Raw genomic sequence first — 20,284 nt, 5'->3', positions numbered from 1 at the left:
CTTACGCGTTGATGGCGGTGATCTCTACCTTGGTGTAGGGCTGCCGGTGGCCCATCTTGCGCTTGGAGTCCTTTTTGGGGCGGTAGGTGAATACCGTGATCTTCTTGCCCTTGCCGGACTTGACGATTTTGCCGGTGACATTGGCGCCCTCGACAAAGGGGGTGCCGACCTTCAGCCCGTCGTCGCCGGAGATGGCCACGACCTGCTCAAAGGTGTAGTCGGCGCCGTCTTCTGCGTCGAGCTTCTCGATGTAGACGACATCGCCCTGGGAAACCTTGTACTGCTTCCCGCCGGTCTGGATAACTGCGTACATATTTGCACCTGCTTTACATGAGACTCGCTGTATACTTGGGCGGCGGGAGACCCGCGCTTCTGTCTGCCCAGAACATGCGGCTTCCCCAGTTTAGCAAATTTCTCCCGCCCTGTCAAGGGAAAACCCCCATGACAAAGCCGTTTTTCGCCATTTTTGCGCCCCTATCTCCCCCCGGCGGCGCGCAGGGTGTTTTGCAGAAGCATGGCGATGGTCATCGGCCCCACTCCGCCGGGGACCGGGGTGATGTAGGCGGCCTTTTGGGAGGCGGCGGCAAAGTCCACGTCCCCGCAGAGTTTGCCGGCGGCGTCCCGGTTCATCCCCACGTCGATCACCAGGGCGCCGGGCTTCACCATCTCTCCGGTGACAAAGCCCGCCCGCCCCACCGCCGCCACCAGGATGTCGGCCTGGGCGGCGATCTCTTTTAGGTTTCGGGTGCGGGAGTGGCAGACGGTGACGGTGCCGTTTCGCCCCAACAGCAACAGGGCGGTGGGCTTGCCCACGATGTTGGAGCGGCCGATGACCACACAGCGCTTGCCCTCCACCGAGACGCCGGTGGAGTCGATGAGCTCCAATATCCCCGCGGGGGTGCAGGGGACAAAGCCGGGCTCCCCCACCAGCAGCCTGCCGGCGCTCTGGGGGTGAAAGCCGTCCACATCCTTGTCGGGGGGGATGGCCTCGATGACCGCCCGCTCGTCGATCTGGGGCGGCAGGGGCAGCTGCACCAGGATGCCGTGCACCGATCCGTCGCCGCCCAGGGCGGCGATGCGCGCCAGCAGCTCCTCCTGGCTGGTCTGCGCCGGGAGGCGGTAGACCCGGGAGGAGATGCCCACCTCGGCGCAGGCCCGCTCCTTGTTGCGCACGTAGATCTGGCTGGCCGGGTCCTCCCCCACCAGCAGCACCGCCAATCCGGGGGTGACGCCGCGCTCCTCTTGCAGGGCGCGGCAGCCGGCGGCGACCCGGGCGCGGACGGCGGCGGCCACCGCCTTGCCGTCGATGAGGGCGGCGCTCAACGGCCGTCCTCCGCGTCGGGGGTCTCGGCCGCCGGGGCGGCGGAGTCCCCTTCGCCCTCTTCAGAGGTGGGCGCTTCGGGGGCGTCTGTCTCCCCCCCGTCCCCGGCGGCGGCCGCAGCACAGGCCGGCTGCCAGCCCTGGGGGCGCAGATAGCTCTCGTCGTGGGCGGCGCGGATTTTTCCCTTGACGATCAGCCAGATGATGAGGGCGGCGACAACGCAGGCCCCAGCCAGCAGCTGGGAGACCCGCAGCCGGCCGATCATCAGGCTGTCGGTGCGCAGCCCCTCGATCCAGAACCGGCCCAGGCCGTACCAGCCGATGTAGATGAGGAACATCTCCCCGTCAAAGCGGCGGTGCTTGGTGTAGAAGTGGAGGATCAAAAAGCCCACCAGGCACCAGAGGAACTCGTAGAAAAAGCAGGGGTGCACCGGCATGGTGGGGTCCACCGTCACCCCCAGATCGGCCAGGGCGGTGGCGTGGCGGGAGAGGTAGGCCTCGGTGTTTTGGGAGTACATTCCCCAGGGGAGGGTGGTGTTGGAGCCGAAGGCCTCCTGGTTGAAAAAGTTGCCCCAGCGGCCCAGGGCCTGGCCGATGAAGAAGCCCATCCCTGCCAGGTCCAGCACCGGCAACACCTTCATCTTCTTGATCCGGCAGGCGACAGCCCCCACCAAGATGGCCCCGATGAGACCGCCGTAGATGGCCATCCCTCCCGTGCGGAAGTTGAAGATCTGCCAGAGGTTGTCCTTGAACTGGTCAAAGGCGTAGATTACATAGTAGGCCCGCGCGCCGATGATGCCGCCGAAAAAGCCCCAAAAGACCACATCCAGCAGGTCGTCCCCCTTCACCCCAAAGAGCTTGGAGCGGCGGTAGCAGTAGAGCACCGCCAGCACCAGCCCCAGGCAGATGACCACGGCGTACCAATAAATTTTAAAATTTCCGATCTCGAGGGCCACGTCGTTGACATTCAGCTCGAGCCCCAGTCCGGGAAAACGCACTTCCATTGCAAAATCCTCCTTGTTTGTCGGGTGGTGAGTTCGCCTCGCAGGCGGCTAGCTCTCCTCTTTCTTGGGCCAGATGATGGAGACCGCGCTGCGCTCCTGGCGCAGGATCTCGGCAAACCGGGCCTGCACGGCGGCAAAGCGAAGCGACTTGACAAAGTCGATGCTGTCGTATAGGGTGCAGCCCTGAAAATGGGCCCCCACCAGGGCGGTGGCAATGGCCTCGGGCCGCCCAAAGGTGCGGATGTAGCGGCCGTAGATGCCCTTTTTGATCCGCTCAAAATCCTCCCGGGGGAGCCCCTCCCGCCGGGCCTTCTCGATGGCCGCGTAGAGGCAATAGGAGAACTCGCCGGTCTTCTGGGTCTCACAGGAAAAGAGGAGGGCGTGGTAGCTGTCGCCGCTGAACACGTCGTAGCCAAAGGTGGGGCCGATGATCCCCGCCTCGTACATCTCGCGGTAGAAGTCGCTGGTCTCGCCGGTGAGCAGTTCCAAAATCACCGTGTCCACCACCCGGTCAAAGGGGCTCTCCACCGGGGCCTCCTTAAAGCCCACCGTCACCAGGGGAACGGCGATCTGCAAGTTCTCCTCGGCGTAGGTCTTAACGATCTCCCGCGGCTCATAGGCCCGCTCGCGGCGCAGGGAGAAGGGAGTCTCAGGGGGCTGGCTGCAGCGCTTCTGGCAGACTTCCAGTATCTGCTCCGGGTCGATGTTGCCGGCCACCGCCAGCACCATGTTGCGGGGGTCGTAGAAGAGGCGGTGCACCCGCTCCAGGGTGGCGCGGTCGATCTTTTGGATCGAGTCCACCGTGCCGGCGATGTCCTCCTTCACCGGGTCGTTGTGGTAGAGGCAGCCCAGCAGGTCAAAGGTGGAGCGCCAGTCCGGGTCGTCGTCGTACATCTTGATCTCCTGGGCGATGATCCCCTTCTCCTTCTCCACGTTCTCATCTGTCAGATAGGGCGCGCCGATCTGGCCCAGGAGGATGTCCACCGACTGGGCCACGTTCTGGGTGGCGGTAAAGAGGTAACAGGTGCGGTCAAAACTGGTATAGGCATTGGCGCTGGCCCCGGTCTTGGCAAATTTTAAAAAGAGGTCGCCCTCCTCGCTCTCAAAGAGCTTGTGCTCCAAGAAGTGGGCTACCCCGGCGGGGATGCGCACTTCCTCCTCCCCGTCGAAAAAGGCGCAATCCTGGCTGCCCACCTTGCAGCCCAGCAGGCAGTGGGCGGTGGAGAGCCCCTCGGTGGGGTAGAGCAGGACCGTCAGCCCAGAGGGCATGACCGCCTTCTGGTAGCCCCCCTCAAACCCCTTGGCGCGAATCGTCTCGGTGTGAACCAAATCCATCCCTTCCCCTCTCGCAAACAGTCGCTTCTCTTCCATCTCGCCGCCCCCTAGAGCGCCCGCTGCTGGGGCTTTAGCAGGTAGCAAAGCCGCTGGGAAAAACTGGCGCAGACGGCCATGACCTCTTCCCGGGTGGCGGCCCCGATCTGGTCGGCCGCGGCCTGGGGGGACTGGGCGTCCCCCTCCAGCACCTGGCCCAGGTACCAGGGGTCCAACTCCGCCAGGGAGTCCTCCATGGCGGTCATGCTGTTTTGCAGGTAGGCCTTGGCGTCCTGCAGCTCCTCGTCGGTAAAGTGGCCGGCGGCCAGCTCCGCCAGCTCGCGGCGGATGCTCTCCTCGGCGCGGGGGGCGTCCTTTTCGTCCAGCCCGCAGTCCACCGTCAGCACCCCGGTCACCCGGTTGAAGCGGGCGTCGCAGTAGTAGCAGAGACTCTGTCTCTCCCGCACGTTGGCAAAGAGGCGGGAGAAGGGCGCCCCCCCAAAGAGGGCGACGGCCGCCCGCACCGCCCCGTACTGCGCAGGGGCAAACCGGCGGGCGGGCAGGAAGGTCAGGGCCAGCTTGGACTGGGTGAGAGCGAGGGTCTCCTCCACCTCCTCCGGCCCCCCAGCCGCGGGCAGCGGGGGGAGGGAGAAGGCGGCGGGCCGGGGCGGCAGGCCGCCCAGCTGCCGGGCAAAGACCTCGGCCGCGCCCGAGAAGTCGCCCCGGCCGCTGCAGAGGATTTCGATCTGGGCGCTCTCCAGCAGCCGCTGGAGGGCCCGGTAGAGGGCCGCCCCGTCCAGGGCCAAAACCGCCTCTTTGCTGCCCAGGCGGGAGCCGGCCAGAGGGGTTCCCGCATAGAGGATCTCCCTGCTGCGCTTCAGGGCGTAGGCCCGCTTGTTGTTGATCTCGCTGTCGATCTCCTCGCAGAGGTTTTTCTGCTCCACCGCCACCTCATCGGGGAGGAAGGCGCCCCCGGGGGCGTTGGGCCGCAGCAGCATGTCGCAGAGGAAGCCGGCCAGCTCGCCGTTGATCTTCTCCCGCTTCCAGGCAAAGGCCTCGTCGATGGTCTGCACCGCTAAACTCAACACCTGGCAGCCCCCCAGGGTGGCGAGGGTGCAGTCGTAGTAGGCCCCGTAGAGGTCGTAGAGCTTGCGGTTTAAGGGGGCAAAGCCCGGGTAGCGCTCGCTCCCCCGCCGCAGCAGGTAGGAGAGCAGCGCCCCCTGGGCCGACGCCTCCTCGCTGCGGGGGAAGCAGAGGTTGACGGAGATGCGGTTGCAGACGTAGCGCCCGTCCCCCAGGGTGGTGAGGGAGACTCCCTCGACAAGGGTTTTTCGATCCATATATGACAGTCCTTCCGTTGTCTTTCTCAAATCCGGCTGCTCACCGGGGCGGGCGGCCGCTGCCCATAATGGCCTGGGCCACCCGAACCCCGTCCACCGCCGCCGAGACGATTCCCCCGGCGTAGCCCGCCCCCTCCCCACAGGGGTAGAGGCCAAAGGCCGCCGGGGAGCAGAGATCCTCCCCCCGCAGGATCCTCACCGGGGAGGAGGTGCGGGTCTCCACCCCGGTGAGGAGGGTGTCGGCCGCGTCAAAGCCGGGCAGTTTGCGCCCGAAATCCCGCAGCCCCAGCTGGAGCATCCCGTACACCCGGGGCGGGAAGAGGCGGGAGAAGTCGGCCGGGGTGACCCCCAGGGCATAGCTGGGGGCCACCCGGCCAAAATTCGCCCCCGGCCGCCCGGCCAAAAAGGCGTCGGCGCTCTGGCAGGGGGCCCTGTACCCGCCGCCCCCCAGGGCAAAGGCAGCCCGCTCCAGCTGGCGCTGAAAGGCGATGCCCGCCCGGGGGTCCTGGCCGAAATCCCGGCTGTCCACCCCGGCCACCAGGGCGCTGTTGGCGTTGGGGCCGCTGCGGGCGTACTCACTCATCCCGTTGACCACCACGCCCCCCTCTTCGGAGGCGGCCGGGACCACCGTTCCCCCCGGGCACATGCAGAAGGTGTAGACCCCCTGCCCGTCCACCCGGCGGGAGAGCTGGTACTCCCCCACCGGCAGGTGGGGGTCCCCGGCCAGATCGCCGTAGAGGCCCCGGTCGATCTCCCTTTGCAGGTGTTCGACCCGAACCCCCACCGAAAAGGGTTTGGCCTCCACCGGCAGCCCCTTGTCAAAGAGCAGTTCAAAGGTGTCCCGGGCGCTGTGGCCCACCGCCAGCACCAGCCGGGAACAGGGGATGTTCTCCCCCCCGGTGGTGCAGGAGACCACCCGGCCCCCGGCGATCTCGATCCCCTCCAGGCGGGTGTCAAAGCGGATTTCGCCCCCCAGGCGGAGAATCTCCCCCCGCACCCTTCGCACCACCTGCCGCAGCCGGTCGGTGCCGATGTGGGGTTTGGCCCGGTGCAAGATCTCCTCCGGCGCGCCGAAGGCGGCCAGCTGCCGCAGCACCCAGCCGCAGCGCTCGTCCCCGATGCGGGTGGTGAGTTTGCCGTCGGAGAAGGTGCCGGCGCCCCCCTCTCCGAACTGGACGTTGCAGGCCGGGTCCAGCTCGCCGGTGCGCCAAAACCGCTCCACCGCCGCCACCCGGCGCTCCACCGGGGCGCCCCGCTCCAGCACCAGGGGGCGGTAGCCCTCTCTCGCCAGGGCCAGGGCGCAAAACATCCCCGCCGGGCCCAGGCCCACCACCACCGGCCGGCGATCCAGCGGCGCCCCCGCCGGGGCGAAGGCGGGCGGGGTCTCCCGCACCAGGCGCACCCCCTGCTCCCGGGCGGCAAGGCGCTCCTCTAGGGTGGGGTCGCGCAGCGCCAGCTCGGCGCTGCAGACATAGCGCACCCGGTCGCGGCGGCGGGCGTCGAGGGAGACCTTGGCCAGGTGGCTCTCCGCCAGTTGGGCGGGCTTCAGCCCCAGGCGGCGGAGGGCCCTTTGACAGGCGGTGGCCGGGTCCTCCCCCAGGGGGACGGGGATGTTTTGCACCAAGATGGCCAATGGGCGGCCTCCTCTCTCAAAAAGACTCTGGCGGGCTTCCTATTTGGCGCTCACCTTCACCACCACTTCATAGCTTCCGGTGGGCCAGACCATGGCCCCGCTGGTGGTGGAGAGTTGTACCGGCACGTTGTACTGGCCGTTTTTCAGTTCGATGGACGCGCCGTCCACCTCGGCGACGATGTCGGTTCCCTCCAGGGCGTCGATGTCGCCGTGCAGCCCCACAAATCTCACCCCGTAAAGGCGGCGGGTCACCACCGAGATGTCGTAGTTCTCGGGGGCGTTGATGACGCTGATGTTGGAGACGGTGAAGCTGCCGCCGTCGTAGCGGTTGCCGAAGCTGACGGCCACCGAGTCGAAGTCGTCCAGGTTGACAAAACCGGTGGGCAGCTGGTCCTGCACCTGGAAGGTATAGCCGTTTTTGTAGTCAAAGTCCAGCACGTTGACATAGCCCAGGGTGATGGCGGTCATCCGGTCCACCGTCTCGGCGGGGCCGGCCACCTGGATGGTGCTCTCGCTCAGGTCGTACTGCAGGGCGCTGCCGTCCAGGCCGCCGGGCAGGTTGGTGAAGGCCACCTTCAGGGGCAGGGTGGTCTTTTTCAGCACCGGAATGGTCACCTGCACCTTGGGGGTGTCGATCTGAAGGGTGCCGCCCAGCTCGATCTCGCTGCCGTCGGCGGCGTAGAGGCGAACCTCCGCCTCCACCTTGGCGGTCTTGGCCAGCTTGGTGTCCTTGCCGTCCAGGCGCACCTCGGCCTTGGCCACCTGGTCCACCGCCGACTCGGGCCCCTTGACGGTGATCTCCTTGGGGTTGGCGGCGGAGGAGCCGAGGATGTAGCCCTCCTCCGCGGTGTAGCCCGAAACGTCGACGGACAGCTCGGTCTTGAGGGTCTTGACCCGGTCAAAGGTCAGTTCCACCTGCTCGGGGGAGATCGAGAGGATGGTGAAGTCGGCTGCCGAGTCGGCCTTGACCGCCCGCAGGGAGCAGGTGTACTTCCCCGCCTCGGTGACGCTGGTGAGCACCGGGTAGACCACAATGTCAGAGGGCTTGAGGGAACCCACCACCTCGCGGCGGCCCTCCACCCTGACGCGAACGGTGCGGTTTTGCCCGTCCACCACGTCCAGCCCCACCGAGGACAAAGTCTCGTTGCTGCCGGAGATGGTGATGGGCACGTCGGAGACGGTGGTGGTGATGGTGGGGCTGATGGTGAAGGCCACCACAAACCAAAAGAGGATGGCCACCCCCACCGAGAGCACCTTCATGAAGCGGCTGTCATCCATCAGCCGCTGAAAATCGAGTTTTTTCATCTGTGTTCCCTCCTGCCAAAGGAGAAGCGGCGTTTTTTCTGCTCGGCGGCGGGGGCCTGGGGCAGCAGCTCGTTGGAGAGCAGCCGCTGCAGGTAGTCGCGCTCGATGCCCCGGTGAAGGTGGCCGTCGCAGGCCACCGAGATGAGGCCGGTCTCCTCGCTGACCACCACCACCACCGCGTCGGAGTTTTCAGAGACCCCCAGGGCCGCCCGGTGGCGGGTGCCCAGTTCCTTGCTGATCTCAAAGTTTTGGGAGAGGGGAAGGAAGCAGCCCGCCGCGCAGACGCGGCCGTCGCGCATCACCACCGCCCCGTCGTGCAGGGGGGTGTTGACGAAGAAGAGGTTGCCGAAGAGCTCGACGCTGGGCTCGGCGTCTATCACGGTGCCGGTGGAGATGATGTCCCCCAGCTTGGTCTTTCGCTCGATGACGATGAGGGCGCCGGTCTTTTTGCCCGAGAGGATGTCGGCGGCGTCACAGACCACGACGATGGCCTTCTCCACCTTTTTGCGGGTGGCGTCGTCCACCGTGGAGCCGGAGGAGAAAAACCGCAGGCTGCGCAGCTTGGTGCGGCCCACCTTCTCCAGCGCGCGGCGGATCTCGGGCTGAAAGACCACTACCAGGGTCACCACCCCGAATTGGAGGATGGCGTTGAGGAGGAATTTCAGCGATTCCAGCCCCAGCTGGGAGGCCAGCACATAGGCCACCAAAAAGATGATGACCCCCTTGAGCAGTTGGGCCGCCCGGGTCTCCCGCACCAGGATAAAGGCGACGTAGACGATATAGGAGACGATGGCCACGTCCAACACATCCATAAAGGTGATGGTCTTGATGACGCTGACCAGCGAGTCGAAAAACGTGGTGATGGCTTGCATGGATAAGCCCCCTTCTATGGCAAAGGTTACAGGTGTTTACAGGGCGGGTTTCCCCGCCCCGTCGGGGAAGGGAGGGGTCTCGATGGGCAGCAGCAGGCAGACGCTGTGGGCGGCGATGCCCTCCCGGCGGCCGGTGAAGCCCAGGTGCTCCTCGGTGGTGGCCTTGACGCTGATGTTCTCCAATTCGGTCTGCAGGTCGCCGGCCAGGTTGCGGCGCATCTGCTCTATGTACGGGGCCAGTTTGGGGGCCTGGGCGATGACGGTGCAGTCCAGGTTGCCCAGCTTATAGCCGCGCTCCTTCATCATCTCCCGCACCGCCCGCAGCAGGGCGCGGCTGTCGGCGCCCTTGTACATGGGGTCGGTGTCGGGGAAGTGGGCGCCGATGTCCCCCAGCGCCAGGGCGCCCAGAATGGCGTCCATGGCGGCGTGCAGCAGCACGTCGGCGTCGGAATGGCCCAATAGCCCCTGGTCGCAGGGCAGGTCCACCCCGCCCAAAATCAGCTGCCGCCCCGGCGAAAAGGCGTGCACGTCGTACCCGTGTCCAATGCGGATGTTTGACATCTCTCCTACTCTCCCCTCACGGCCAGGATCTGCTCGCAGAGAGCCAGGTCTTCCGGCGTGGTGATCTTGATGTTGTCATAGCTCCCCTGCGAGAGGTAGACGCGCTGGCCGGCGCTCTCGAAGAGTTGGCAATCGTCGGTGTAATCCCGCCCCTGGGCAAAGGCCTCCTCCATGGCGCGGCGGTAGGCCTCCACCTCGAAAATCTGCGGGGTCTGGCAGGCAAAGAGGGTGGCCCGATCGGGGGTGGAGGCGATAAAGCCCTCGGGCCCCCGCACCTTGATGGTGTCCTTTACCGGGACGGCGGCCGCCGCCCCGCCGTGGGCGATGGCGTCGCGCAGCACCCGGCGGATGAGGGCCTTGTCGCAGAGGGGGCGGGCCCCGTCGTGGACGGCCAGGTACTGGCAGCGCCCGTCGAGACAGGCCAGGCCGATGGCCGCCGACTGCTGGCGGCTCTCCCCCCCGCGGACGATCTGGCTCACCTTTCCCAGCCGCCAGCGGGCACAGAGGTCGGCCACCTTGGCGATCGACTCCTCCCGGGTGACCACCACGATCTCGCCGATCTCCCGGCACTCCTCAAAGCACAGCAGGGCGCGGGCCAGGCAGGGGATCCCCCCCACCGGGGCAAACTGCTTGTCGATCCCCTCCATCCGGCTGGCGCTGCCGGCGGCCACCACAATGGCCGACACAAACGGCCGCTTCTCCCCCACGGCGCACCCCTCCTCCAAACGAAAAAAAGAGGCCGCCCAACCGGCTGCAAAAGGGCGGCTCAAAACGCTCCTATACGCCTAACAGTATACTATAAATCCCCCGGCGTTTAAACCCCTGATTTTTCCTGTTCGCCAAAAGTTCACAAAAGCGGCAGTCCTTCCTTGGGCGAAATGACCCCACCGCCAAAAAAGGGGGCGAAACTTTGGCAAAAGCCCCCATTGTCAGCCCCCGCCGCGGGCGGATATAGTGTTGTTGTGCGACCATTTCGCCGGCTGTGGGCCGGCCCGATAGAAGGAGCGAGTGACAAATGGACAAACAGCAGATCAAGGCGGCCGTCTGCGCGGCCATCGACCAAAACCGGGACAAGCTCATCGCCCTGGGCAAGGACATCTTCGCCCACCCCGAACTGGGCTACAAGGAGACCCGCACCAGCGCCCTGGTGCAGCGCACCTTTGAGGAGCTGGGGCTCCCCTACCAAAACGAGCTGGCCATCACCGGGGTCAAGGCCCGGGCCGCCGGGCGGGACCACCGGGCCGCGGTGGCGGTGATGGGGGAACTGGACGCGGTGGTCTCCCCCCTGCACCCCAACGCCGACAAGCAGACCGGCGCGGCCCACGCCTGCGGCCACAACGCCCAGATCACCACCATGCTGGGGGCTGCCATGGGCCTTTGTCTCTCAGGGGCGATGGCGCAGCTGGACGGGGACGCGGTCTTTATGGCGGTGCCCGCCGAGGAGTTTGTGGAGCTGGAGTACCGGGAGAAGCTGCTGCGCGACGGCAAGATCGAGTTTCTGGGCGGCAAGCAGCAACTGATCGCCGAGGGCGCCTTTGACGATGTGGACATGGCGATGATGGTCCACTCGATGCCCGGATCCCCCACCCCCCAGTTCACCGCCGTGGGTGCGGGCTGTTCGGGCTTTGTGGGCAAGCTGGTGAAGTACCGCGGCAAGGAGGCCCACGCCGGGGCCGCCCCCCACGACGGCATCAACGCCCTCAACGCCGCCTGCCTGGGGCTGATGGGGATCAACGCCCAGAGAGAGACCTTCAAGGACGAGGACGGCATCCGGGTGCACCCCATCATCACCAAGGGGGGCGACCTGGTCAACATCGTCCCCGCCGACGTGCGCATTGAGACCTATGTGCGGGGCCGGGGGATCGACGCCATCGTCGACGCCAGCAAGAAGGTGGACCGGGCCCTGCGGGGCGGGGCCATGGCCGTGGGGGCCGAGGTGGAGATCGTCCAGCTGCCCGGCTACCTGCCCATCGACACCAACCGCCAGATGGACACCCTGTTTTTGCAAAACGCCGCCGCGCTGGTGGGGGAGAAAAATGTGGTGGACCTCAGTGCCATGCCCGCCGGGGGCGGCAGCTCCGACGTGGGGGATCTGAGCCTGGTGATCCCCACCATCCAGCCGGTGGCCGGCGGCTTTAGCGGCACCGCCCACGCCATGGACTTTTTGGTCTGCGACGAGGAGATGGCCTACATCAACCCCGCCAAGATGATGGCCTGTACCGTGGTCGACCTGCTCTGGGACGGCGCCGCGGCCGCCTGCCAGGTCAAGGCCGAGTACAAGCCCACCTACACCAAGGAGTCCTACCTCGCCTTCTGGCGGGAGTTTGTCAAGGCCCAATAGGGAACATCCGACGTCTGTGCGCCCGCCGCCCCTCCCTTTTCAGGGGGCGGCGGGCGCCTTTTCGGCTGTGGCAAGGGCGGGGAGGAACCCCGCGAGCAAGCCAAAAGCCAAAGAAAAAGGCCCTGCCAACAAGCCGCTGCGAAAATCGAAACAGACTCGTCCCAGGGGGCCTCCCCCTCCCGCCCACAAAAAGAAAAAGCCCCCACCAAACCACAGCGCCCGCCCTTGTCCCCCCGCCGAAAACTTAGTAAAATGATCGGACAAAATCGAAAGGAGGACCGGCGGGTGATCGTTTTGGAGACCGAGCGGCTCACTTTGCGGGAGATGGAGCAGGGGGATTTCGCCGGCCTGTCCCAGATGCCCTGGGACCCGCAGGTGATGCGGGCCTACGAGCACGACTTCACCCCCCAGGAGGTGCAGGACCGGCTGGACCGGCAGCGGGAGCGCTACGCCCGGTACGGCTTCGGCCTCTGGGCGGCCTGCCGAAAAGCCAATGGCGAGACGGTGGGCCAGGCGGGGCTGACGTGGCAGCCCTGTGAGGGGGCAGAGGTGTTGGAGGTGGGCTACCTCCTCAAGCGCCGGTTCTGGCATCAGGGCTATGCCCGGGAAACGGCCGCCGCCTGCCGGGACTGCGCCTTCACCGCCCTGGGGGCCGAAAAGGTGCACGCCGTCATCAAGTCCGACAACCTGCCCTCTATCCGGGTGGCCCGCGCCCTGGGGATGGAGCGGGAGCGGGCCTTTCTCACCCGCTATTACAGCGGCGAGCGGCTGCACTTCCTCTGCGCCCTCCGCCGCAGGGGTAGGGCGCCCAAAAAGAGAGGGGGGACCGGTTGTCCCCCCTCTCTTTTCTCTCTCCATCAGCGCACAGTGCGCAGGGCCTCGATGAACCGGTCGGTGAGCGCCGGGTCGAACTGGGTGCCCCGGCAGCGCACAAGTTCCACGATCCCCTCCTCAAAGGTGCGCCCCTTTTTGTAGGGCCGGTCCGAGAGGATGGCGTCAAAGCTGTCCACCAGGGTGAGCACCCGCGACAGGTAGGGGATCTCCTCCCCCTTCAGGCCGTCGGGGTAGCCGCTGCCGTCGTAGCGCTCGTGGTGGTGGCGAACCAGTTCGGCGGTAAAGGCCAAACTGGGCAGGTTTTGCAGGATGTAGGCCCCCTCCTCAGGGTGGCGCTTCATCTCCCCCCACTCCTCGTCGGTGAGGCCGATGGGCTTGAGCAGCACCTCTTTGGGGATGTTGATCTTCCCCACGTCGTGAACATAGGCGGCGTAGACCAACTGCCCCGCCTCCTCCGGCGGGAGGGCCAGCTGCCGGGCCATCATGTCGGCGTAGTAGACCACCCGCTCGGTGTGGCCGAAGGTGTACATGTCCCTGGAGTTGACCACGGCGATGAGGGCCTTGATGGAGGCCAGGGCCTCCTCCACCCCCTCGCTCCCCTCCCGGGGGAACTGCTCCAGCAGCGAGACATAGACCTCCACCCGGTTTTTGCGGAAGAACTTGGCCCGGTAGAGGGCGTCGTCCCCGCTGTGCACCAGCTCCTTGTAGTCCCCCTGTTGGGGGGTGCGGGCGGCCACTCCACAGGAGATCGTCAGCTGCCCGCCGGGCAGCACCTCCTCCCCGGGGAAGGGGTGCCCCTCCACCGCGGTGCGGAGCCGCTCGGCCAGGGCGTGGGCCCCCTCCTCCCCCATCCCCGGCAGGAGGAGGGAGAACTCCTCCCCGCCGTAGCGGAAGATCTGCGCCCCCTCCCCCAGCAACTGGGTGAAAATACCCGCCAGGGCCACCAGCGCCGCGTCGCCGGCCTGGTGCCCGTGGCAGTCGTTGTAGGTCTTAAAGTAGTCCACGTCGGCAAAGATGAGGGAGAGGGGCCGATCCCCCTTCACCGCCTCCTCAAAGCTCGCCTGCACCGCGTCGTAAAAACTGCGGTGGTTGAGAAGGCCGGTGAGTCCGTCCACCCGCACCTGCTTCTCCAGGCTGGCGATGTACTCCTGCCGGACCTGGGTGTAAAAGCCCAGCGCCCAGGCGGTGACAATGAAGGCGCCGCAGAGGAGCAGGTCGTTTTGCATCTGCAGGTTGACCCCGCCCTGGGTGGGGGCCCAGATCGCGTCGATGGCCAGGATCGCCAGGGAGGAAAAGGCCGCCAGCCCCAGGCCAATGCGCATCCCCGACTCAAAGGTATAGCTGATGATGAGGAAGAGGAAGAGGATTTTGTACTGGCTCTCCCAGAGGCCGGTGACGGCGATGGCGAAGAAGAACACCCCCAGCATCAGCCCGCACTCCAGCGCCTTGCCCCAGCGCTGCTGCCGCTTGGTGGCCCGGCGCAGGTTGAAGAGGCAGAGGTAGATGGCCGCGGCGATGGCGATGGCCGCCAGGGGCACATACCACACATAGGAGGCAAACTCCGCCCCCGTCTCTACCTGCCAGTAGGCAAACTGCAAAAAGGCGATGGCAGCAAAGAAGAGGGAGAGCAACCGAACTGAAAACAGAAAATCCTGTATGTTGAGGCGATCTGTCTTTTTGGCTGTCATTCTTGTATCCGCCCCCCTTTCCGCCCAGGCGTGCAAGCCGCCCGAACACCTGTCGCTTTTTGTCACCACTCTCTCGATTGTATGACCGATTCGTGACCCTGTCAAGGATAGCTTCACTGCAAAAAAGAGCCTTTCGGCTCTTTTTTGCAGTGCGCAGTCCCTGCCGTCTTACTTGTTCAGGCAATCGGGTTCCTTCGGCTGGTAAAAAAACCACAGGCAAGCCGAAGAGGCCATCAGGGCCGCGGCAGCAGTTGCCAGCGCCGCCAGCGCTGCATACCACTTCTTCCCTTTCACGTCATGTCACCTCCTTTCCCTGCCGGCACAGTGGCCCTTGCCGGCGCTTTGTCAGCCGCACCGCGGCTGGAGTGAGGGCAGCCGCCTGCCAGAAAATGGCCAGGCAGAGGGCGCCTCCGCAACTCCTCCACCTGCCGCCGGCAAGGCCGCCGGCCAGGGAGAGGGCTGCCAAAAGGGAGGCCAGGGCCACCCCCCGCCTGCGAAAGGCGGCCCGCAGCTGCGCATCCCGCAGCCGCTTGTTGGGGTGATCCACCGGCGCCCAGAGAGAAATCGCCAGGATGGAGAGGAGCGAGAGGGCCGCCGCCCCCGCCAGCCAGAGCGGGCGGGACAGGGACAGGGCCCAGCCGGAGAGGAGAGCCATCCCCCAGCAGGAGAGGGTGCTCACCGCCCCGCAGAGAAGGGGGCTGGAAGCGTGGGCGCCGCCGCAGAGCCGGCGCAACAGGGAGCCGCCGGCCAGGGCGGTCAGCGCCTCCAGCGGGCAGCCGCTCAAAGCCCCCAGCGCGCCCACCGCCAGCAGGAGAAGCGCCGTCTGAAAGAGGCCGAAAAAGCCGTAGGCCAGCACCTCCACCCGCTCCTGCGGGTAAGCCAGAGCGACGCCCACCCGCCCGGCTGCCCGGTGGGCGACCCCTTCCAGCCAGCCCATCGGTCAGTCCTGCCGGGGGCGCTCGGCCCGCTTTTTTTTAAGGCCGTAGGCGCCCAGCAGAACCGCCGCCATCAGCAGCACGGTGGGCAGGCCGGCAACGGTCTTGTAGAGGCGGTTTTCAAAGATCGCCCCCAGGTCGCCGTGGAAGAAGAGTTGAAGGAGAAAGACGTTGACCGCCTCCAACAGGGCCAAGATCAGGGTGACGATCAAGCTGGATTTGATGGAGGTGAGCAGGTCGATCTTGCAGAGATAGGTGGCCAGGGAGATGAGAACGATGACGTTGAGGAGGATGTAGACGCCGTTGTTTAAGGGGAGGGCCCGGGTGAGGATGGTGGTGATCACCAGCACCCCGGCAGAGAGGAAGTACCGCCGCTTCTCCACCGGGCGGCCAGCAAAGACGGAGAGCCCGAAGAGGAGCAGCAGCACCTCCGGGATGTCCCGCAGCAAGAGTTCCAACAAAAAAATCATCTATCCCAACTCCTTTGAGGCAGCCCTCTGCGAAAAGTGGCGCAGGGTCGCGTAGACGGCCAAAAAGCCCATCACCCGCACCAGCACATCCCCGATGCTAAGCACGCTGTAACCGATGTCGATGTAGTCTGCGAGCACCTTTAGGCGGGTGGCGCCATCACCCAATACGTGGATGCCGCCCCCTAAGTTGAGGTTGCGGCTGTTGACATATCCCGTCAGGTAGGAGAGGGTGGGAAAGACCGGCATCTTCCCCCCGTTGAGGCCCATGACCAGGTTGTTGAGAAAGCTGCCCAGAAAGACGCACCCGGCGCTCAACAGCCCCGCGTCCCAGAGCCGGTAGCCGATGAGGGGGAGGGCCAGGGCCAGCATGTAGCTGGTCTTGAGGATGGGGGCGTAGGGAATGAAGGTGTAGACCCCGCAGAAGACACAGACCTGAAAGGCAATGGTGCCAAGTTCCAACAGATAGGCGGGGTAGAGGAGTTTCGCCCGCTTGAGGCCGGCCAGGGAATAGCCCTTGTGCCGGGCCCACCAAACGGCGAGAAGAATGGTCTCGATCACGCCACCCCGCCTTTCCCCGGCGCCAGCCGGCTCTGCATTTCTTACCCTCCCATTATATCGACCCCTCAGGTCCCCGTCAATAAAAATCCCCCGAATATCTCCTTTATAAGACAAATTGGCGGATTCTTTTCAAATAAAATTTCAAAAGCACCGATTTTCACTTCTTTTCTCGAAAATACGATAAAGTTCATCCGATTGACAGTGCCCTGTTCTCTCTTTCTTAACCGCCGCTTTCCGCTTGCTCCTTGCTCCCACCCGCAAAACGCGGTATCATAGAGGGGCATCAAGGAGGCAGTGGTCAATTGCAGCTGCCGCCATTTTACAAGGAGGGCGCACCCATGGACAACAGGGCGCTGAAAGAGCGGGTATTCAAAACCATTGACGAGAACCGGGAGCGGATCATCGAGGCGGGCAGGGCCATCTTCGCCCACCCTGAGCTGGGATATAAAGAGCACTTTGCCAGCGAATTGGTGCAGTCGGTCTTTTCCGAGCTGGGTCTCCCCTACCAGACCGGGCTGGGGATCACCGGGGTCAAGGCCCGGGCCGCCGGGCGGGACCACCGGGCCTGCGTGGCCCTGCTGGGGGAACTGGACGCGGTGGTCTCCCCCACCCATCCCTTTGCCGACGAGCGCTCCGGCGCGGCCCACGCCTGCGGCCACAACGCCCAGATCGCCGCCATGCTGGGGGCGGCCATGGGCCTTTGCCTCTCAGGGGCGATGGAACAGCTGGACGGGGACCTGGCCTTCCTGGCCGTCCCCGCCGAGGAGTTTGTGGAGCTGGAGTACCGCCAAAAACTGCGGGACGAGGGCAGGGTGGAATTTGTGGGCGGCAAGCAACAGCTGATCGCCGAGGGCGCCTTTGACGATGTGGACATGGCGATGATGGTCCACTCCTACTGTTCCCCCAACGTCCGCTCGTCGGTGGTGGGGGCCCCCTCCTCCGGCTTTGTGGGGAAGATCGTGCAGTACACCGGCAAGGAGGCCCACGCCGGGGTGGAGCCGGAAAACGGGGTCAACGCCCTCAACGCCGCCATGTTGGGGCTGATGGCCATCAACGCCCAGCGGGAGACCTTTAAAGACGACGACGGCATCCGGGTACACCCCATCATCACCAAGGGGGGCGACCTGGTCAACATCGTCCCCGCCGACGTGCGCATCGAAACCTATGTCCGAGGGATGGACACCGACGCGGTGGTGGCGGCCAGCGCCAAGGTCAACCGCGCCCTGGAGGCGGGGGCCTACGCCGTGGGGGCCCGGTGCGAGATCAAAGAGCTGCCCGGCTACCTGCCCATGCGGCAAAACCCCGACCTGGACCGGGTGTTTTTGAAAAATGCCCGCGCCCTGCTGGGGGAGGAGCAGGTCATCGACGCCACCGTGGGCCCCAAAATGGGGGCCGGCTCGTCGGACATGGGCGATCTCAGCCATGTGATCCCGGCCATCCACCCGGTGGCGGGGGGATTTTGCGGCAATGCCCACGCCAAGGACTTTGCCATCTGCGACGAGGAGATGGCCTACATCCTCCCCGCCAAGATGATGGCCGCCACCGCCGTCGACCTGCTCTGGGACGGGGCGGCAGAGGCCCTGCGGGTCAAGGAGAACTTCGTCCCCAAGTACACCAAGGAGAGCTATCTCCAGTTCTGGCGGGCGTTCGTGGGGGAGTGATCTCCCCCTTTTCAAGGGGCGGGTGCTCCCTGCCGCAAAAGGCCAACTAGACCGCCTTTTGCGGGAATAAAGAAGAAAGGGCGGCCTGTCGTCCAAGCCCGCCCAGATCGCCTTTTGATTTGTTTGGAACGGGTTGAAAGAGGGAAAAGCGGATTTGCCTGTCCTTCCCTTTTCCCCGCTCATCCCGGCCTTGGCAAGCGGGCCGTCTGTTTTCCCAAACAGCCGCAAACAGAAAGGTCTGTTGGTTTTGCCGCCCCCCATATCTGTCCAAAAAATGCACGGCAGAGACGCGTTCTCTGCCGTGCATTTTTGGTACCGCTTCAACCGCCGCGGCCATTTTTGTGCAGTGCACACAGAGAGGGCGCCCTGTGGGAACACACCACAGGGCGCCAATCCTTTTAGCGGTTATATTTTCTCTTTCGGTTGTGTATGGCTGTGCCGGTCAGAACAGCGCCCGCCAAAAAGAGGAGGGAAACGCCAAAGACGGCATTGCCGCCGCTTCCGGTTTCCGGCGAATCGGTTGCGCCTTGGGCCGGTCGGCCGAATCGTCCGGTTTTTCAGCCGCGCCGCAGACGGTGCATCTGCCGTCCACAAACACATGCGCTTTCAACTCGATCTCCTGGCCCTTCTCAACGATCGCTCCGCAATCCTTGCAGACTCTGTCGCCGGTGTACCCCTTCTCGGAACAGGTCGCCTCCCTCTCACCCCTCAGCTCGATCTCGCCGTGGGCGTTTTTGTCGATCGCTATGGGGACCTCTCGGGTATCGGAATAATTTGTGCCGAGAAAGGTGATCTCTGCCGTGTAAACGGTCTTTCCCGCCGCTGTGCAGGTCGCCGGCGTCGTCTTGCTGGTGACCGCCGCGGTCAAAACCTCACTGTAGTCGCCGCTTTCAATGCAGGGGAAGGTAGCCGTTGCCGAGGTGTGATCCGCCGACCACGTCCAGTTTGGCGCACCGCCGAATCTGTGCTTGCAGACCACAGCCTCACCGGTCAGTTCGCTGCCGCCGTCCGCAGCCACAAAATACGTCTTGGATTTTGTGGCGCTCACCGCCTCGGTTTTGAGTGCCGCGCCGGCAATCTCAAAGTTCGGGCCGAGGGTGATGGCCGACTCAGCGTTTTTCTTCACGCCGACGATCAACTTTTTGCCCTTGACAGTGACCTTCGCATCGAGATGGACACCGCCGTCGCCAAAGGCCGGGTTGTTCGGCGCGTTCGCATTGCTGATGGCGGCATAGTCCTCCGCGCCGGTGATCGCGGTGACCTCGGTCTTTTCGCCGGTGATGGAGACGGGGCCCCTCGTGCCGAGGATCGCATAGCTCATCGTCGACTCGGCCTTGACCCCGCCGCCGGTGATGCTCACCCCGTTGTATCCGCACAGCGCAGTGTCCGCTGTCTTGACGTCCACCTTGCCGCCCTCGACGGTGATCTGGTCGGCAAAAAAGCCGATGGCGCCGGTGTGTACAACGTTGCTCCCGTCGCCTTTGATGAGGATCGAGCCGTCATCTGTATACAGGCCGAATCCCTCGCTTTCGTCGCTCCACCCCTCTGTCTTTGTGGTCAAAACTGTGTTCTCAATTGTGATGTCGCCCATGGAGCAGTAAACGGCCTGCGTCGTGCCGGCGGTGACGTCGATGTCCACCGCAGCGCCGCGCATCACAACGGAATACGACTCGGTCCAATCCGGGTCCTGTACAAACAGCCCCACCTGATCGCCGGTGATATTGACCGTCGAATTTTCAAACACGGTGTCCCCAGCGACATACACCGTGGGATAACCGCCCACAGAGTTTGCCGTCAACGCGCCGGGACCGGAAACGCGCAGGCCGCCATTTCGCACATAGATCGCATTCGACGTGTCCGCCGTGATGGTGAGAGAGGCCCCTTCCTCCAACAGGATGTTCAGCTTCGGCATGCCTTCCGCAGTCGTGATCCCCACCTCGCCGCTTGTCGGTGCAACGGTGTTTGTCCCCTTGACGATCAGGGTGAATTCCTCCCCCGCCTCAAAGGACACAAATGAATCCAGGGCAACGTTTTCCATGGTCAGCGTCTTGTTTTCCGCATCCAGTATAACCCTGCCACCGCCGACCGTTGTCTCGCCTTCGCCAAGCCAGGAACCGTTCAACCAAACGAGGTAACTCCCCGCCGCAAAGGCGGCAGTGGGAAGAATGCTCAACAAGAGCGCCGCCACAGCAAGCGCCGCAAACCAATTCCTGCCGCACCTGCGTCTTTTCCTCTGGTTGCTTGTCTCCATTTTTTACCCTCCTTTTCTCTGCTTTTCCCCGTATAGGGACCAGCCGTCTGCGCAAAAAGGCGCATTCTGCCCGCTGTAAAACGGGCGGAATGCGCCTAAATCATTGATGCAGTTGACTGCTTGGCAGAAAAAGAGAGCAGCTTTATTGCTTGCTTGCTTGCTTGCTTGCTTGCTTGCTTGCTTGCTTGCTTGCTTGCTTG

General features: G+C 64.8%; 19 protein-coding genes. 3 read left to right on the top strand and 16 right to left on the bottom strand.

Features of this window, described 5'->3' with window-relative positions:
• Position 1: 1 nt before the first annotated feature.
• The 10 genes from rplU to ispD all read right to left on the bottom strand — a co-directional run bounded on the left by rplU (position 2) and on the right by ispD (position 10,053).
• Positions 2-313, bottom strand: coding sequence for a 50S ribosomal protein L21 (rplU, locus tag HJY11_RS09650; RefSeq protein WP_021659952.1), 312 nt, complete (start codon positions 311-313; stop codon positions 2-4).
• 161 nt (positions 314-474) lie between these two features.
• A complete protein-coding gene (gene folD / locus HJY11_RS09645; protein WP_208075749.1) occupies positions 475-1,323 on the bottom strand; it encodes a bifunctional methylenetetrahydrofolate dehydrogenase/methenyltetrahydrofolate cyclohydrolase FolD in 849 nt (282 codons plus the stop codon).
• The gene (gene lgt, locus HJY11_RS09640; protein ID WP_208075748.1) at positions 1,320-2,324 is read right to left on the bottom strand and encodes a prolipoprotein diacylglyceryl transferase; all 1,005 of its coding nucleotides are present in this window, start codon (positions 2,322-2,324) and stop codon (positions 1,320-1,322) included. The genes folD and lgt overlap by 4 nt, the downstream gene beginning before the upstream one ends.
• Positions 2,325-2,372: 48 nt before the next feature.
• Entirely contained in the window at positions 2,373-3,695 is a 1,323-nt protein-coding gene (gene yfmH / locus HJY11_RS09635; protein ID WP_208075747.1) for an EF-P 5-aminopentanol modification-associated protein YfmH, read from the bottom strand.
• An 11-nt stretch (positions 3,696-3,706) separates the two neighbouring features.
• Entirely contained in the window at positions 3,707-4,975 is a 1,269-nt protein-coding gene (locus HJY11_RS09630; protein WP_208075746.1) for a M16 family metallopeptidase, read from the bottom strand.
• 40 nt (positions 4,976-5,015) lie between these two features.
• Positions 5,016-6,608, bottom strand: coding sequence for an NAD(P)/FAD-dependent oxidoreductase (locus HJY11_RS09625; protein ID WP_208075745.1), 1,593 nt, complete (start codon positions 6,606-6,608; stop codon positions 5,016-5,018).
• 39 nt (positions 6,609-6,647) lie between these two features.
• Positions 6,648-7,913: a CdaR family protein gene (locus tag HJY11_RS09620; protein WP_208075744.1), complete on the bottom strand. Its 1,266-nt coding sequence runs from the start codon at positions 7,911-7,913 to the stop codon at positions 6,648-6,650.
• Entirely contained in the window at positions 7,910-8,785 is an 876-nt protein-coding gene (gene cdaA / locus HJY11_RS09615; RefSeq protein ID WP_208075743.1) for a diadenylate cyclase CdaA, read from the bottom strand. Before cdaA ends, HJY11_RS09620 begins: the two co-directional genes overlap by 4 nt.
• Before the next feature lie 36 nt (positions 8,786-8,821).
• Positions 8,822-9,346 (bottom strand): 2-C-methyl-D-erythritol 2,4-cyclodiphosphate synthase, encoded by a 525-nt coding sequence (gene ispF / locus HJY11_RS09610; RefSeq protein ID WP_208075742.1) that lies wholly within the window; start codon positions 9,344-9,346, stop codon positions 8,822-8,824.
• A 5-nt stretch (positions 9,347-9,351) separates the two neighbouring features.
• Positions 9,352-10,053 carry a 2-C-methyl-D-erythritol 4-phosphate cytidylyltransferase gene (gene ispD / locus HJY11_RS09605; protein ID WP_208075741.1) on the bottom strand — a complete coding sequence of 234 codons (702 nt, stop codon included), beginning with the start codon at positions 10,051-10,053 and terminating at the stop codon, positions 9,352-9,354.
• Between the two features lie 308 nt (positions 10,054-10,361).
• On the opposite strand from ispD, the gene HJY11_RS09600 reads away from it, so the two are divergent.
• Together HJY11_RS09600 and HJY11_RS09595 are read left to right on the top strand one after the other, a co-directional pair.
• Positions 10,362-11,687 (top strand): amidohydrolase, encoded by a 1,326-nt coding sequence (locus HJY11_RS09600; protein ID WP_208075740.1) that lies wholly within the window; start codon positions 10,362-10,364, stop codon positions 11,685-11,687.
• A 285-nt stretch (positions 11,688-11,972) separates the two neighbouring features.
• Positions 11,973-12,662 (top strand): GNAT family N-acetyltransferase, encoded by a 690-nt coding sequence (locus HJY11_RS09595; RefSeq protein ID WP_368041574.1) that lies wholly within the window; start codon positions 11,973-11,975, stop codon positions 12,660-12,662.
• Here the strand turns inward: HJY11_RS09595 and HJY11_RS09590 are convergent.
• The 5 genes from HJY11_RS09590 to HJY11_RS09570 form a co-directional block, all read right to left on the bottom strand.
• On the bottom strand, positions 12,545-14,209 hold the full coding sequence (locus HJY11_RS09590; protein WP_208075739.1) for a bifunctional diguanylate cyclase/phosphohydrolase: 1,665 nt from the start codon (positions 14,207-14,209) through the stop codon (positions 12,545-12,547). The genes HJY11_RS09595 and HJY11_RS09590 overlap by 118 nt on opposite strands.
• Positions 14,210-14,377: 168 nt before the next feature.
• Positions 14,378-14,503 carry a cyclic lactone autoinducer peptide gene (locus HJY11_RS09585; RefSeq protein ID WP_044993103.1) on the bottom strand — a complete coding sequence of 42 codons (126 nt, stop codon included), beginning with the start codon at positions 14,501-14,503 and terminating at the stop codon, positions 14,378-14,380.
• 1 nt (position 14,504) lies between these two features.
• Positions 14,505-15,146, bottom strand: coding sequence for an accessory gene regulator ArgB-like protein (locus HJY11_RS09580; RefSeq protein WP_208075738.1), 642 nt, complete (start codon positions 15,144-15,146; stop codon positions 14,505-14,507).
• A gap of 3 nt (positions 15,147-15,149) precedes the next feature.
• Positions 15,150-15,614 (bottom strand): hypothetical protein, encoded by a 465-nt coding sequence (locus tag HJY11_RS09575; RefSeq protein WP_208075737.1) that lies wholly within the window; start codon positions 15,612-15,614, stop codon positions 15,150-15,152.
• On the bottom strand, positions 15,615-16,172 hold the full coding sequence (locus HJY11_RS09570; RefSeq protein WP_208075736.1) for a DUF5317 family protein: 558 nt from the start codon (positions 16,170-16,172) through the stop codon (positions 15,615-15,617).
• A 338-nt stretch (positions 16,173-16,510) separates the two neighbouring features.
• On the opposite strand from HJY11_RS09570, the gene HJY11_RS09565 reads away from it, so the two are divergent.
• Complete coding sequence (locus tag HJY11_RS09565; RefSeq protein WP_208075735.1) at positions 16,511-17,833, top strand: amidohydrolase; 1,323 nt, start codon at positions 16,511-16,513, stop codon at positions 17,831-17,833.
• Between the two features lie 442 nt (positions 17,834-18,275).
• Here HJY11_RS09565 and HJY11_RS09560 read toward each other — a convergent pair whose 3' ends face one another.
• Positions 18,276-20,084: a carbohydrate-binding domain-containing protein gene (locus HJY11_RS09560; protein WP_208075734.1), complete on the bottom strand. Its 1,809-nt coding sequence runs from the start codon at positions 20,082-20,084 to the stop codon at positions 18,276-18,278.
• Positions 20,085-20,284: the final 200 nt, after the last annotated feature.

Source organism: Bittarella massiliensis (ex Durand et al. 2017), from assembly GCF_017566145.1.
In the GTDB taxonomy this organism is placed as follows: Bacteria; Bacillota; Clostridia; order Oscillospirales; family Ruminococcaceae; genus Bittarella; species Bittarella massiliensis_A.
Note: the sequence above shows the minus strand (reverse complement) of the source record. Positions and strands in the feature narration are given on the sequence as shown.

What these genes read in the sequence shown, in the direction of transcription:
- rplU (WP_021659952.1), bottom strand. Translation starts at nt 313, where the DNA reads ATGTACGCAGTTATCCAGACCGGCGGGAAGCAGTACAAGGTTTCCCAG.
- lgt (WP_208075748.1), bottom strand. Translation starts at nt 2,324, where the DNA reads ATGGAAGTGCGTTTTCCCGGACTGGGGCTCGAGCTGAATGTCAACGAC.
- yfmH (WP_208075747.1), bottom strand. Translation starts at nt 3,695, where the DNA reads ATGGAAGAGAAGCGACTGTTTGCGAGAGGGGAAGGGATGGATTTGGTT.
- HJY11_RS09630 (WP_208075746.1), bottom strand. Translation starts at nt 4,975, where the DNA reads ATGGATCGAAAAACCCTTGTCGAGGGAGTCTCCCTCACCACCCTGGGG.
- HJY11_RS09620 (WP_208075744.1), bottom strand. Translation starts at nt 7,913, where the DNA reads ATGAAAAAACTCGATTTTCAGCGGCTGATGGATGACAGCCGCTTCATG.
- cdaA (WP_208075743.1), bottom strand. Translation starts at nt 8,785, where the DNA reads ATGCAAGCCATCACCACGTTTTTCGACTCGCTGGTCAGCGTCATCAAG.
- ispF (WP_208075742.1), bottom strand. Translation starts at nt 9,346, where the DNA reads ATGTCAAACATCCGCATTGGACACGGGTACGACGTGCACGCCTTTTCG.
- HJY11_RS09600 (WP_208075740.1), top strand. Translation starts at nt 10,362, where the DNA reads ATGGACAAACAGCAGATCAAGGCGGCCGTCTGCGCGGCCATCGACCAA.
- HJY11_RS09590 (WP_208075739.1), bottom strand. Translation starts at nt 14,209, where the DNA reads ATGACAGCCAAAAAGACAGATCGCCTCAACATACAGGATTTTCTGTTT.
- HJY11_RS09580 (WP_208075738.1), bottom strand. Translation starts at nt 15,146, where the DNA reads ATGGGCTGGCTGGAAGGGGTCGCCCACCGGGCAGCCGGGCGGGTGGGC.
- HJY11_RS09575 (WP_208075737.1), bottom strand. Translation starts at nt 15,614, where the DNA reads ATGATTTTTTTGTTGGAACTCTTGCTGCGGGACATCCCGGAGGTGCTG.
- HJY11_RS09565 (WP_208075735.1), top strand. Translation starts at nt 16,511, where the DNA reads ATGGACAACAGGGCGCTGAAAGAGCGGGTATTCAAAACCATTGACGAG.
- HJY11_RS09560 (WP_208075734.1), bottom strand. Translation starts at nt 20,084, where the DNA reads ATGGAGACAAGCAACCAGAGGAAAAGACGCAGGTGCGGCAGGAATTGG.